The sequence below is a fragment of the Colwellia sp. KU-HH00111 genome (genome assembly GCF_040362745.1).
In the GTDB taxonomy this organism is placed as follows: domain Bacteria; phylum Pseudomonadota; class Gammaproteobacteria; order Enterobacterales; family Alteromonadaceae; genus Colwellia.
In genome coordinates this window covers 246,619-260,788 of sequence record NZ_BAABWO010000007.1, presented here as the reverse complement: position 1 = coordinate 260,788, position 14,170 = coordinate 246,619, and the positions used below count along the sequence as shown (strand labels likewise).

12 protein-coding genes are annotated in these 14,170 nt (G+C 38.4%); 9 read left to right on the top strand and 3 right to left on the bottom strand.

The window, feature by feature from the left end:
• Window positions 1–6: 6 nt before the first annotated feature.
• On the top strand, window positions 7–894 hold the full coding sequence (locus ABXG98_RS14355; protein WP_353539375.1) for a GGDEF domain-containing protein: 888 nt from the start codon (window positions 7–9) through the stop codon (window positions 892–894).
• Between the two features lie 13 nt (window positions 895–907).
• On the opposite strand, the gene ABXG98_RS14350 is transcribed toward ABXG98_RS14355, so the two are convergent.
• A complete protein-coding gene (locus tag ABXG98_RS14350; protein ID WP_353539374.1) occupies window positions 908–2,209 on the bottom strand; it encodes a DEAD/DEAH box helicase in 1,302 nt (433 codons plus the stop codon).
• A gap of 174 nt (window positions 2,210–2,383) precedes the next feature.
• Window positions 2,384–4,615 (bottom strand): NADP-dependent isocitrate dehydrogenase, encoded by a 2,232-nt coding sequence (locus ABXG98_RS14345; protein ID WP_353539373.1) that lies wholly within the window; start codon window positions 4,613–4,615, stop codon window positions 2,384–2,386.
• Window positions 4,616–4,784: 169 nt separating this feature from the next.
• Between ABXG98_RS14345 and ABXG98_RS14340 the strand changes: the two genes are divergently transcribed.
• The 5 genes from ABXG98_RS14340 to ABXG98_RS14320 all read left to right on the top strand — a co-directional run bounded on the left by ABXG98_RS14340 (window position 4,785) and on the right by ABXG98_RS14320 (window position 9,602).
• Window positions 4,785–5,405 carry a pseudouridine synthase gene (locus ABXG98_RS14340; protein ID WP_353539372.1) on the top strand — a complete coding sequence of 207 codons (621 nt, stop codon included), beginning with the start codon at window positions 4,785–4,787 and terminating at the stop codon, window positions 5,403–5,405.
• A 128-nt stretch (window positions 5,406–5,533) separates the two neighbouring features.
• Window positions 5,534–6,691, top strand: a complete 1,158-nt coding sequence (mnmA, locus tag ABXG98_RS14335; protein WP_353539371.1) for a tRNA 2-thiouridine(34) synthase MnmA — start codon at window positions 5,534–5,536, stop codon at window positions 6,689–6,691.
• A gap of 67 nt (window positions 6,692–6,758) precedes the next feature.
• Window positions 6,759–7,394 carry a high frequency lysogenization protein HflD gene (hflD, locus tag ABXG98_RS14330; RefSeq protein WP_353539370.1) on the top strand — a complete coding sequence of 212 codons (636 nt, stop codon included), beginning with the start codon at window positions 6,759–6,761 and terminating at the stop codon, window positions 7,392–7,394.
• 67 nt (window positions 7,395–7,461) lie between these two features.
• Complete coding sequence (gene purB, locus ABXG98_RS14325) at window positions 7,462–8,832, top strand: adenylosuccinate lyase (RefSeq protein ID WP_353539369.1); 1,371 nt, start codon at window positions 7,462–7,464, stop codon at window positions 8,830–8,832.
• A gap of 296 nt (window positions 8,833–9,128) precedes the next feature.
• The gene (locus ABXG98_RS14320; RefSeq protein ID WP_353539368.1) at window positions 9,129–9,602 is read left to right on the top strand and encodes a GNAT family N-acetyltransferase; all 474 of its coding nucleotides are present in this window, start codon (window positions 9,129–9,131) and stop codon (window positions 9,600–9,602) included.
• A gap of 23 nt (window positions 9,603–9,625) precedes the next feature.
• On the opposite strand, the gene ABXG98_RS14315 is transcribed toward ABXG98_RS14320, so the two are convergent.
• Window positions 9,626–10,849, bottom strand: a complete 1,224-nt coding sequence (locus ABXG98_RS14315) for an FAD-dependent monooxygenase (protein WP_353539367.1) — start codon at window positions 10,847–10,849, stop codon at window positions 9,626–9,628.
• Window positions 10,850–11,152: 303 nt separating this feature from the next.
• Between ABXG98_RS14315 and miaB the strand changes: the two genes are divergently transcribed.
• The 3 genes from miaB to ybeY are packed head-to-tail and all read left to right on the top strand — an operon-like array spanning window position 11,153 to window position 14,164.
• The gene (miaB, locus tag ABXG98_RS14310; protein ID WP_353539366.1) at window positions 11,153–12,604 is read left to right on the top strand and encodes a tRNA (N6-isopentenyl adenosine(37)-C2)-methylthiotransferase MiaB; all 1,452 of its coding nucleotides are present in this window, start codon (window positions 11,153–11,155) and stop codon (window positions 12,602–12,604) included.
• Between the two features lie 28 nt (window positions 12,605–12,632).
• Window positions 12,633–13,712: a PhoH family protein gene (locus ABXG98_RS14305; protein ID WP_502901564.1), complete on the top strand. Its 1,080-nt coding sequence runs from the start codon at window positions 12,633–12,635 to the stop codon at window positions 13,710–13,712.
• On the top strand, window positions 13,712–14,164 hold the full coding sequence (gene ybeY / locus ABXG98_RS14300) for an rRNA maturation RNase YbeY (protein ID WP_353539365.1): 453 nt from the start codon (window positions 13,712–13,714) through the stop codon (window positions 14,162–14,164). The genes ABXG98_RS14305 and ybeY overlap by 1 nt, the downstream gene beginning before the upstream one ends.
• Window positions 14,165–14,170 lie beyond the last annotated feature (6 nt).

Below are 14,170 nucleotides of genomic sequence, written 5' to 3'. Positions count from 1 at the left end.
ACAAGTATGCAAACCTTGAATATACTTGATAATACGACTTCCACACTTGATACATACAATGCATTGGCAAACAGTATTACTGCTAACAACAGCCGTGCAAGCTTGCTTGAGCAACTTCAAACAACACTTGATTTAGATAAGTTGTTTGATATTTTTTCTATGGAAGCTGCTCGTTATATCAAATTTTCAGGTCTGTACTTTAAAAGTCCATTGGTCAGTAAAACACTGCGAGGCAGCCGAAAATCAAAACATGAACGTCAATTTGAATTAAAGCTCAATGATGAATTTATTGGTACTATCAGTTACAGCATTAATAAGCCTATCAGTATGCATCATTTCAAAGACTTACAACGTATACATCAAATTATACTCTACCCTCTAAAAAATGCACTGCAATATCATCAAGCAATGCAACTGGCGATGCAGGATAGCTTAACAGGCTTAGGCAACCGTAGATATTTTGATGAACAACTTAAGCGAGCCATGCATAATGCTAATAGGCATCATGCTCATGTTGGTCTAGTTTTAGGGGACTTAAACAAATTTAAAGCGATTAACGACACTTATGGTCACAGTGTCGGCGACCAAGTTTTAGTCCAATTCGCTCAGGTTTTAAGAGCCTGTGTTCGCGATTCAGACAGTATCTTTAGGTTTGGTGGTGATGAGTTTGCAATTATTGTTGAAAATGCCAGTGAATACGCATTAGATGTGATCCGCAGTCGTCTTGATAAGCAATTAACAAGTAACCCTTTATTAGCCAAATATCAGGTAGGCTGCAGTTTAGGTACAACCTTTATGAACAGAGCAGATAACGAGCACTCTTTATTTGAGCGCGCAGACCAAGCGCTTTACCGTCAAAAAATGAATATGTCAAAACGCTTTAGTCTTGTTTAATAAAAAAGAAAACCTAGCGTTTCTTTTTTATTTTGGCATTATATTTTTTATTAGCTGAAGCTTGCTTCTTTTTAGCAACACTTTGATTTTTTTCTTGATTAGCACGGTAACGATTTTTACTGGCACGCTTTTCACTAATTTTTTGCTGCTCAAAAATTTCATCTTGTTGTAATTCATAACCCGGCATAATGATTCGTTCAAAATGACGCCCTATCAAGGTTTCAATATTCTCTAAAAAACGTTCATCTTTTGGGCTAACTAAAGAAATTGCCGTACCTGACTTTCCGGCTCTTCCAGTTCGACCAACACGATGAACATAATCTTCCGCTAAAAATGGCAAATGGAAATTAACAACATAAGCTAAGTTTTCAATATCTAAACCACGCGCTGCGACATCAGTAGCCACTAGCACTCTTACCTTGCCTTCAGTAAAGTCACTCAATGCTTTATTTCGCGCACCTTGGGTTTTATCTCCATGACAAAGTGTTGCTTTTATGCCATCAAGCTTTAACTCATTAGCAAGTTCGTTGGCACTTTCTTTGGTGCCGGCAAATACTAATACTTGCTGCCAATTATTAACACCAATTAACTCTGACAATAACTCTCGCTTTCTTGCTTCACTCACCCAATAAACCGACTGTTTAACTTTTCCTGAAGTAGAGTTTTGTTTTGATACACCTAAAATTTTTGGCGTTGATAACAATTGAGTCGCTAAAGATTTTACTTTGTTTGAATAGGTTGCTGAAAACATTAACGTTTGATGTTTTTGTTTCATCGCTAAGGAAAGTTTTTCTATATCTGCCAAAAATCCCATATCGAGCATGCGATCGGCTTCATCTAAAATAAGATATTTTACTTGTGACAGGTTAACATTCCGCAGGGTTAAATGTTCAAGTAATCGCCCTGGAGTGGCCACTAAAACATCCAACCCTCGTTTTAACAAATTTGTTTGTGATGCCATTTTACCGCCACCATAAACCACACCAACTTTCACAGGCAAAAACTGACTATATGCCTTCATATTTTCGGTCACTTGAGCTGCTAACTCACGCGTAGGTGTAAGCACAAGCACCTTGATATTTTGCCCGCTTTGCTCTTCAGGTGATTGAGTAGAAGAGGAGGCAACCAACACATCTAAAACAGGTAAGCTATAGGCTGCTGTCTTTCCAGTACCGGTTTGGGCACTAGCTAACAAGTCAGCACCAGAGCGAATAATTGGGATCGCTTGTTGTTGAATTGGCGTCAAGTTTTTATAACCACATGCTTTAACTGCCTTTAATAAATCGGCCGACAAGCCAATTGAATCAACACTCATACATCACCTAAACCACAAAACAAAAAATAAGGTTGCGGATTATATACTATGCGAAGTCAAAACACAGTTTTTATATGAAAACACAAAAATTTAGCAAAAAAAAGCCCCGCAATAATTATTTGTCGGGGCTCAATAATACTTTAGGTAAAACTATATGAAGTTAATAAAGTGGGCTTATAGCAGTGCCGATAAAATAGTATTTAGCGTTTCACTAGGGCGCATAGCCTTTTCTGCTTTACTTGGGTCAGCAAAATAATAACCGTCAATCTCCATTGCTGGACCTTGGGCATCATTTAACTCTGCGACAATTTTCTCTTCTTGTTTGCTAAACGCTTGTGCAACGCCAGTAAAGCATGCTTTTAACTCACCATCACTGGTTTGTTGTGCTAATGCTTTAGCCCAATACATTGCTAAGTAGAAATGGCTACCACGGTTGTCTAACTCACCGACTCTGCGTGATGGTGATTTGTTTTCATCTAAAAACTCACCCGTAGCTTGATCTAAGGTATCAGCTAATACTTGTGCCTTTGCGTTACCTGTTGAAACGCTCAAATGTTCCAACGAGGCTGCAAGTGCCAAGAATTCACCTAGAGAATCCCAGCGCAAATGGTTTTCTTTTTCAAACTGTTGTACATGTTTGGGAGCACTACCACCGGCACCCGTTTCAAAAAGCCCCCCGCCATTCATTAACGGAACAATAGAAAGCATTTTGGCACTGGTTCCCAGCTCTAAAATAGGGAATAAATCAGTTAAGTAATCACGCAATACATTACCGGTAACAGAAATAGTATCCTCTCCTTTGGCAATTCGCGCTAACGTGAATTGACAAGCGTCAACTGGATTAAGTATTTTAATCGATAAATCGCTGGTATCATAATTCGCTAAGTAAGCGTTAACTTTTTTGATCATTTCTCTGTCATGGGCGCGATTTTCATCTAACCAGAATACCGCTGGCATGCCCGAAGCTTTTGCACGTGTAATCGCTAATTTCACCCAATCTTGAATGGGTAAGTCCTTCGCTTGACACATACGCCATAAATCACCACTTTCAACTTCATGCTCAAGTAAAGTGGTTCCTAATGAATCAATAACGCGCATAGTTCCCACAGCATCCATCACAAACGTTTTGTCATGAGAGCCATACTCTTCCGCTTTTTGTGCCATTAAGCCAACATTAGGTACTGTCCCCATTGTCGTTGGGTCAAATGCACCATGCTCTTTACAAAAATCAAATACTGCCTGATAAACACCTGCGTAACATCTATCAGGGATCATTGCTTTGGTATCTTTTAACTGGCCATCAGGTCCCCACATTTGCCCAGATGAACGCAATGCTGCTGGCATTGAAGCATCCACGATAACATCGCTTGGAACATGTAAATTAGTAATGCCGTTATCAGAATCAACCATCGCAAGTTCAGGGCGATTAGCAAAAACAGCCGCTAGATCCGCTTCAATTTCCGCTTTTTTATCTGATGGTAAACGTGAAATTTTACTATAAACATCACCAATACCATTGTTCGCATCAACACCAAGTTGTTCAAATATTTGGGCATGTTTTTCGAAAACATCCGCATAAAACACTTTAACAGCATAACCAAAAATAACGGGATCAGATACCTTCATCATGGTTGCTTTTAAATGCAACGATAATAAAACATCGTCATTTTTAGCATCTTCAATTGCTTGTTGGTAAAACTCAACCAATGCAGATTTACTTAATACCGATGCATCGATAATTTCACCTGTCAATAACGGTAAGTTATCTTTCAGTACTTTGACAGAGCCATCTTGTGCAACAAATTCAATTCTCGCATTTGTTGCATAGTTAATAGTGGTTGATTGCTCAGAGGCATAAAAATCACCGCCAGACATACTTGCTACATGAGATTTTGAATCACTTGACCATGCGCCCATTGAATGAGGATTCTTTTGTGCATATTGTTTAACTGAACTTGGCGCGCGTCTATCTGAGTTACCTTCACGAAGCACAGGGTTTACAGCGCTCCCTTTAATTTTATCGTAGGTATACTTTATCGATTTTTCAGCTTCATTTTGCGGCTCTTCAGGGTAATTAGGTACGGCAAAACCTTTTGCTTGTAATTCTTTAATCGCTGCATGTAACTGAGGAACTGAGGCACTAATATTAGGAAGCTTGATAATATTAGCATCTGGACTAGTCACCATGTCACCTAGCTCAGCTAAAGCATCGGCTATTCGTTGTTCTTTGGTTAAATATTTGGGAAAGTTTGCTAAAATACGCCCAGCTAAGGAAATGTCACGAGTTTCAACATCAATACCAGAAGATTTGGTATAAGCTTGAATAATAGGTAATAAAGAGTACGTTGCTAAGGCTGGCGCCTCATCAGTAATTGTATAAATAATTTTTGAGTTATTAGTGCTCATGAGCTTCCTACTTATTTAACTTGAATTGATTAGCCAAGATTAGCTAATCCACAATACAAATTCAGATTTAACATTTATTTTTCGCGCGCTATATTATAATAATTCACATCATATTAATATAGCTGAGTATAAGCACTAATTGCTTTTTGATACTTAATATAAGACTAAAATGAACAGCAGCAAAGATAAAACAAGACATAGAGCTAAGCCTTTTAAAGAGGTACGACCAGAAAAAGAAAAGCGAAAAATTGTGCTTTTCAATAAACCTTTTGATGTTTTATGTCAATTCACTGATGAAAAGCATCAAGGGGGGAAACAGCGGCAAACGTTAAAACACTTCATTCCGATTGAAGGTATTTACGCCGCGGGTCGATTAGATAAAGACAGTGAAGGATTACTGCTACTAACTAATGATGGAAAATTACAGCATAAACTAGCTAACCCACAAAAAAAAACGGCTAAAACTTACTGGGTTCAAGTTGAAGGTAGTCCTACCGAGGCTGAACTAAGCGAGCTACGCAATGGCGTGCGGTTAAAAGATGGCATGACGCTACCCGCCAAAGTAAAACAAATAAAGCAACCTAAAATATGGCCAAGAGATCCCCCAATAAGAGAACGGATTAACATTCCTACAACATGGCTTGAAATAACAATTAAAGAAGGCCGTAATCGCCAAGTGCGTCGCATGACCGCGCATATAGGTTTTCCAACTCTGCGTTTAATCCGCTATTCAATCGGTCAGTGGAGTCTAAATAACATTAATAATGGCTCATATAAAATAATTGAATGAGATGGCTATTTAACCAAAGAAAGGGGCGTGGTATAATTCTGCGCCTTTTTATCTAGTGCTTTGTAAGTACCTTATATATAAGTACCTATAAGTAAAGTACCTTAATTTTTTAAGACCAAGAGTTTTTCATGTCTATTGAGCGTCAAAATCCAAGCCAAACAACATCGCAACAAGTACCACGCAACACCAAAGTTATCGTGGGTATGTCTGGTGGTGTCGATTCTTCTGTTTCAGCTTATTTATTAAAAGAGCAAGGTTATCAAGTTGAAGGCTTGTTCATGAAGAATTGGGAAGAAGACGACACCGATGAATATTGTGCAGCCGCCCAAGATTTACAAGACGCACAAGCTATTTGTGACAAGTTGGAAATTAAATTACATACGATTAATTTCGCGACCGAATACTGGGATAATGTGTTCGAGTATTTTTTAGCCGAGTATAAAGCTGGTCGAACACCAAACCCTGATATCATGTGCAATAAAGAAATAAAATTCAAAGCATTTTTAGAGTTTGCTTGTGAAGATTTAGGCGCTGATTATATTGCGACAGGTCACTATGTTCAGCGTCGATTTACTGATGGTCACTGGACTATGGTAAGAGGTTTGGATAATAACAAGGATCAAAGCTATTTTTTATATACCTTGGATGAGAAACAATTATCTCATACCTTGTTTCCAGTAGGGAATATAGAAAAGCCCCAAGTACGTGCTATAGCTGAAAAAGCAGGCTTGGTAACACATAATAAAAAAGACAGCACCGGCATATGTTTTATCGGCGAGCGAAAATTCAAAGACTTTTTAGGCCAATACTTACCTGCCCAACCGGGTGTTATTGAGTCTGCAGAAGGTGAAGCTGTAGGTCATCATGATGGTTTAATGTATCACACCTTAGGACAACGCAAAGGGTTGCGCATAGGTGGTTTAGCAAATTCATCAGAAGAACCTTGGTACGTCGTAGAAAAAGATTTATTGCGTAATGTACTGATTGTTGGTCAAGGCCATAACCACCCACGTCTGTTTTCTAAAGGCTTAATTGCCAATCAATTGCACTGGGTTAATAGACAACCATTATCGGCTCCCTTAAAATGCACCGTCAAAACCCGTTATCGTCAAGAAGACGTTGCCTGTACTGTAACGCTTGTAAATACTGGGACCAGTGAAAACACATCAGAATACCAAGTAGATTTTGAGCAACCGCAAAGCTCAGTGACTCCTGGACAATCAGTGGTATTTTATCAAGGAGACGTTTGTCTTGGGGGAGGTATTATCAATACCCTTATTCGCTAATAATTCGTTAAAGTAAACTATTATCCCTAAATTAAATAACCCCATAGATAAGAAATTAATACGATAAATGAATGATCAAACGATAACTTTTGCAGCGATTTGTCAGGTAGCACAATTAGTACAACAGGTGTCTCGTACTGGCCAAATTGATGAGCATGATCTTGCAACTTTGCTTAATAGCATCACGCAAACATCACCCGTAAACACGCTAAGTGTCTATGGTGGTGAACTAATAAATTTAAAAGCTGGGCTTAAATTATTGCTCGGCCATTTAGGTGACTCTTCTAAAAGTTCGGCCCGAGGTAATCAAGCCAAAGATCCCGAACTAACTCGCTATATCATCAGTTTAATCAACCTCGAACGTAAATTAGCAAAACAGCCGAAAAAATTAGCTCAACTCGGCGAACGTATCGAAGCAAGTAAAAGACAGCTTGATCATTATCAAATTACTAGCGAAACCTTAATTTCTAGTTTTGCTAGCACCTATAGCGATATCATTAGCCCATTAGGCTCACCTATTCAGGTCACTGGCGAGCCTAATATATTAAAACAAACCAATAATCAGCACAAAATAAGAGCGCTATTACTAGCTGGCATTCGTGCTGCTGTTTTGTGGCGACAAGTTGGCGGTAAACGAAGAAACATATTATTTAACCGCAGCAAAATAGTAAAAAATGCTGAACAGCTTTTAAATACGCTGTAATCGTTTTTATTATAAGTAGACATTTTAACCAATATTTTTTGACATTAATTTTACCTAGGAACACATTATGGAACTTTCAGCATTAACCGCAATATCGCCAGTTGATGGCAGGTATGGCAATAAAACAAGTGACTTACGTCCTATCTTTAGTGAGTTTGGGTTAACCAAATACCGTGTAACGGTTGAAGTGCGTTGGTTACAAAAATTAAGTGCAACCACTGCTATTGATGAAGTTCCTGTATTTAGTGATGCCGCTAATAAAGCTTTAGATACAATTGTTAGCGATTTTAATGAACAAGATGCACTACGCATTAAAAAAATTGAAGCAACAACTAATCACGATGTAAAAGCCGTAGAATATTTCTTAAAAGAAAAAATTGCTGATAATGCCGAATTGAATGCAGTGACTGAATTTATTCACTTTGCTTGTACATCTGAGGATATTAATAACCTTTCTCATGCGTTAATGTTAAAAGAGTGCCGTGAACAAGTATTACTACCTGCAATTGATGAAATCCTTCTACAAATTAAAAACCTAGCCATAGCATATAAAGCTATTCCAATGATGTGTCGTACTCATGGTCAACCTGCTTCACCAAGTACCTTAGGTAAAGAAATGGCCAACGTATATGTGCGTCTACAGCGTCAACGTCAGCAAATTGAAGCGGTGGAACTTTTAGGCAAAATTAATGGTGCTGTAGGTAATTATAATGCCCACCTGAGCGCTTACCCTGAAGTAAACTGGCATCAATTTGCTAATGAGTTTGTTAACTCATTAGGCTTGACATGGAATGCATTTACCACACAAATTGAGCCTCATGATTACATTGCTGAGTTATTCGATGCCGTTGCTCGTTTCAACACGATCCTAATAGATTTTGATCGTGATGTTTGGGGCTACATCGCGCTGGGTCACTTTAAACAAAAAACTATTGCGGGCGAAATTGGTTCATCAACGATGCCACATAAAGTTAACCCGATAGATTTTGAAAACTCAGAAGGTAACTTAGGTATCGCAAACGCAATTTTCAATCACCTTGCTCAAAAATTGCCTATTTCTCGCTGGCAACGTGATCTAACTGATTCAACCGTATTACGTAACTTAGGTGTTGGTTTTGGCCATGCAGTTATAGCCTACCAATCCACATTAAAAGGGATCAGTAAACTCGAAGTGAATGAAGAAAACCTTGCCAAAGAACTAGATAGCAACTGGGAAGTATTAGCTGAGCCTGTTCAAACAGTTATGCGTCGTTATGGCATTGAAAAACCATACGAAAAACTTAAAGAACTTACGCGAGGTAAACGTGTGGATGGTGAGTCTATGCGTACCTTTATTAATAACCTTGAGTTACCTGATGCCGTCAAAGCAGAATTATGCTTATTAACACCTGCAAGTTATATCGGCCGCGCAGTATCATTTATTGATGAATTAAAATAATTTTATTGCTAGAAAAAATTAATTTTTTCTAGCTAGTTCATTGATGATAAATAAAAAAGAAGACGTCGGTCTTCTTTTTTATGTTAAGAAGGTTAATTTTTTCACTTAAAATACATTTATTGTTTGAAAAACAATAAAACCTTAACTACGTTTAAAGTAGTGTTACGATTTTCACAATGAAAGCAATAAAAAAAACTGTTCGTATAATCGTCTTACCAAACTCATAAATTAAGTGGCAAAAATCTTGTGTGCTAAATTTATGTAACGTTAAACAATGACAGGAATGGTTGAGTCTAATGTCTTATAGTGTTTGTAGAGTTCCTTGGCAAGAAGCCGAATCCTTATTAAAAGATGTTCGAGAAAAAGTCTTTATTTGTGAACGTCGTATTCCAAAAAATATTGAGTTCGATCGTACTGACAACTCAGCTTTTCATATGTTAGTTTGTGATGATCATTCTCAAACGCCTATTGCCACTGGTCGTATTTCTTGCGCTGGTGAAATTAGTCGGATTGCCGTTCTGATGGAGTTCAGGGGTGCCGGCATTGATAAAATCATCATGCAAGGTTTGTTTCGGGTGGCAAAAGATCTCGCTTTAGATGAGGTCTATATCTATAGCCCTCTCGACAATGTCAGTTATTTTATCGAGCAGAATTTTTCACCTGTCGGCGCTGTATTTATGGAAGCAGGTATGCCTAAACAACGTATGGCCTGCCCAATAACAAACGCCCTAGCAAGTGCGGAGCAAACTAAGTACTACTTAAGCCACTAGTTTTTAAAACTGATGTTTACTATTTATAAGCCACAAGCATACGCTAAGGCTTTATTTCTTATTGTTGTGCTAAGTATAGGTAACTTATTTACAGCGAATAAACTTGCATTGCGTAAGGTTTTAACCAGTGGTGATGGATGGCTAAATGCATGGTATAAAGCATCCATAGTTGATTGCATCAATAAATTATCGTTTCGTCTCATTGCCTCGTATCGTTTTAACACGCTCTGATCATGCCAACACTCACCTTGAGCAATGGCACTAGCAATAATGACTTGCAAGGCTTTAACATCTTTGAACCCTAAATTCACACCTTGACCAGCCATTGGGTTAATGGTGTGTGCTGCATCACCAAGCAATAAAACTCGATTATTGTGGTAAGTATTGGCATGACAGCGCGTTAATGGAAAAGCCGCTTTAGCCAATACCTCAATTTCACCTAATCGTTTAGGAAATACGGCTAATATTGCTTGTTGTAATTGTTGATTTGACAGTGCTGATAAGCGTTTAATTTCATCACGCTTGTGATACCAAACTAAAGACCCGTAGCCAGCTTGTTCAATATTCTTTCCCTCTTTGTTAGCCACAGTATGCGCTTTAGCTAATGGCAGAAAAGCCAAAGGCCCAGAGGGTAAATATTGCTGCCAGGTAATATCTTGCTGAGGCAGTTGCGTTTTAATATTAACCAACATTGCTGATTGCGGATAATCCCATGCTGTGATGCCAATATTAGCAAACTGCCTTACAATAGAATTAGCGCCATCTGCAGCGACAACAAGTTTAGCCGTTAAAGTGCTTTGTTCTAACACCAATGTTGCTTTATCTTCATTTTGACTGAGTGAAAGCAAACGTTCTGGGCAAAAAGTTTCTATATTACTTTGCAGTTTAATTTGTTGCCATAACGACAGTTGCAATAAACGGTTTTCAACAATATGCCCTAAGTGCTTTTGCTTAATATCATCGGCATTAAACTCTACATAAGCATACGCTTGCTCCCATACGCCTAGACGTTTATAGGGACAAGCACGCCATTGAACAATTTGCGACCACGCATTAATTTGCTCCAAGAGGTATTGAGACGCTAACGAAATAGCAGAAACACGTAAATCGAAAGGTTGTTCATCGTTATAGCTTTTAGGCTCACTTTGCTCAACTAAACCAACGGTTAAACCTAACTGGGCCAATGTTAGCGCACTCGCTGCACCAACCATGCCCCCACCGATAACAACACAATCAAAATGTTTCATATTGTACTAATTCAAATCAGACCTAATAACGGTTATTGTAACCAAGTGAAGCTGTTAAGCCTATAAATATAAAAATACTTTCGCTACCTTTAAATAAACAAGGCAAGGGTAACCAACTCGTTTTAAGCCTGCCAATACTATATGAAACTCAAATTCCCTTAAAACAAGTATCAGCAAGCTCGAAATCCTGATCTATTTAAGCTAAAATACGCCTCCTTTTATCGACTCCTCAACTAAAGTGCAGCTTCCGTTAAGGTTTTTGGTCGATTATCATTATTAAATCAATGCGCAAGAGTAAAGTAAATGAGTAAAAAGCTATATATCAAAACTTGGGGCTGTCAAATGAACGAGTACGACTCGCAAAAAATGGCCGAATTATTAGACTCAACTCATGGTTTTGAACTAGCACAAGAAGCAGAAGAAGCCGATTTTATTCTGCTAAACACTTGTTCTATTCGCGAAAAAGCGCAAGAAAAAGTTTTTCATCAACTTGGCCGTTGGAAAAAATTGAAAGATCATAAACCTGATCTAGTGATTGGAGTTGGTGGCTGTGTTGCTTCACAAGAAGGTGATGCCATTCGTCAACGCGCACCTTTTGTTGATATGGTTTTCGGCCCACAAACATTACATCGTTTACCTGAAATGCTAAATCAATTAAAGCGCAATGCTAGCCCAATAGTTGACGTAAGCTTCCCTGAAATTGAAAAATTTGACCGTTTACCTGATCCGGTAGCAGATGGGCCTAGTGCTTTTGTTTCCATTATGGAAGGTTGTAGCAAATATTGCTCTTTCTGTGTTGTTCCTTATACCCGCGGCGAAGAAGTAAGTCGCCCACTAGACGATGTACTTTATGAAATAGCACAACTAGCTGAACAAGGGGTACGCGAGGTCAATTTACTGGGTCAAAATGTCAATGCCTATCGTGGTGAAATGCACGATGGTAGTATCTGCCGATTTGCTGATTTAGTGCGTTTAGTCGCAACGATTGATGGCATTGATCGTATTCGTTATACAACCTCACATCCCGTTGAATTTACTGACGATATTATCGAAGCTTATGCCGACGTACCCGAGTTAGTAAACCATTTGCACTTGCCTGTACAAAGTGGTTGTGATCGCATTTTAACGCAAATGAAACGTGGCCATACTGCGATTGAGTACAAGTCTCAAATCAGAAAGTTAAAGAAAGTCCGTCCTGAGCTATGTATGTCATCTGACTTTATTATTGGTTTCCCTGGTGAAAGCGATGAAGATTTTATGGACACTATGAATTTAATTGAAGCGGTTAACTTTGATCTAAGTTTCAGCTTTATTTATAGTGCTCGTCCCGGCACACCCGCAGCTGATTTACCTGATGATATTAGCGATGAAACAAAAAAACAACGTTTGCAAATATTACAAGATAGAATCACACATCAAGCGTTGCGTATCGCCAGGCAAATGCTCAATACCGAACAAAGAATTTTAGTTGAAGGGCCATCAAAGAAAAACCCGATGGAGCTTCGTGGAAAAACTGAAAATAACCGCACCGTTAATTTTGTTGCACCACATTCTGTTATAGGTCAGTTCGTTGATGTTAAAATTACCGATGTTTATGCTAATTCATTACGCGGTGAGTTAGTTCGTCAAGAAAGCGAAATGGGCTTGCGCATAGCACACTCACCTGCGGATATATTGGCCAACAATCATCATAAAACATCAAAATCAATTATCAATAAAATTGACGACTTAGGTGTTGGAACTTACACACCTTAAATACGCTTTACTTTACACGGGATAAACTTTGACTGTTTCAGCAAAAAAATTAAAAACACATCAACTTTCTCTAGAGCCTGTTGATAATGAACGACAAGCAAATTTATGTGGACCAATGGATGATAACCTAAAAACCATTGAACGACGTTTAGGGGTAGAAATTAGCTATCGTGGTAACCAGTTCAAAGTATTAGGCAAAGATATACATTGTGTTGCAGTTATTAATTTGTTGAAAAATTTATACCTCGAAACAGTACCTGTCAAAGGGCAAAGTAAAATCATCACCGGTGAAATGGTTCATCTTGGTATTGTTGAAGCAAATATTTTAGAACAAGATAACACGGATATAACTAGCGCTAGTGCTAAAGAAACGGCTGAACTCGGCGCAAACTATGAAAAAATGGTAACCATTAAAACTAAACGTGGCATAGTCAAACCGCGTAATGGTAACCAACAAACCTATGTGCAAAACATTATTACCAACGACATTAGTTTTGGCGTTGGTGTTGCGGGTACAGGCAAAACCTACCTTGCTGTGGCTTGTGCAGTTGATGCGCTAGAACGTCAAGAAGTCCGCAGAATTTTACTAACTCGTCCTGCAGTAGAGGCAGGAGAAAAGTTAGGCTTTTTACCCGGCGACTTATCACAGAAAATAGATCCCTACTTAAGGCCTTTATATGATGCACTATTTGAAATGTTAGGTTTTGAGCGTGTAGAAAAGCTTATTGAGCGCAATATGATAGAAATTGCACCTTTAGCTTATATGCGCGGAAGAACCCTAAATGATGCCTTTATCATTCTAGATGAGAGCCAAAACACCACAGTGGAACAAATGAAAATGTTCCTAACCCGTATTGGCTTTAATTCTCGTGCAGTTATTACCGGTGATATCACCCAGATTGATTTACCTCGACATCAAAGCTCAGGGTTACGCCATGCGATTGAAGTGTTACAAAACATTAATGGTATTAGTTTTAACTTTTTCCAAGCGAAAGATGTAGTTCGACACCCTGTTGTAGCAAAAGTAGTCGAAGCTTATGAATCTTATGAGCAAAAATTAAATAGACAAAAACAAACTGCTAATACTCAACTAAGCCATGAGGATTAATGAAACACACCATTGATTTACAAAATGCCTGTGACTCAGCCGTCACTCCATCGCTTGAGCTTTTTCAAACATGGGTTTCTACCGCGCTATCAGCGGTAACTGAACAAGCATTTGAGATAACTATCCGCCTTGTTAATACTGATGAAAGTCAAGAGCTTAACAAACAATATAGACATAAAAACAAACCTACCAATGTGCTATCTTTTCCTTTTGAAGTTCCTGAAGGAATTGAGCTTAATTTATTAGGTGATTTAGTTATTTGTTCGCAAGTCGTTGAACAAGAAGCTAAAGCCCAAAACAAATCATTATTTGATCATTGGGCACACATGGTCATACATGGATGCTTGCATTTATTGGGATATGATCATATAAACGACACTGATGCCAACGAAATGGAGATGCTTGAAGTACAAATATTAGCTAAACTATCGATTGGTAATCCGTATGAATAACTTACA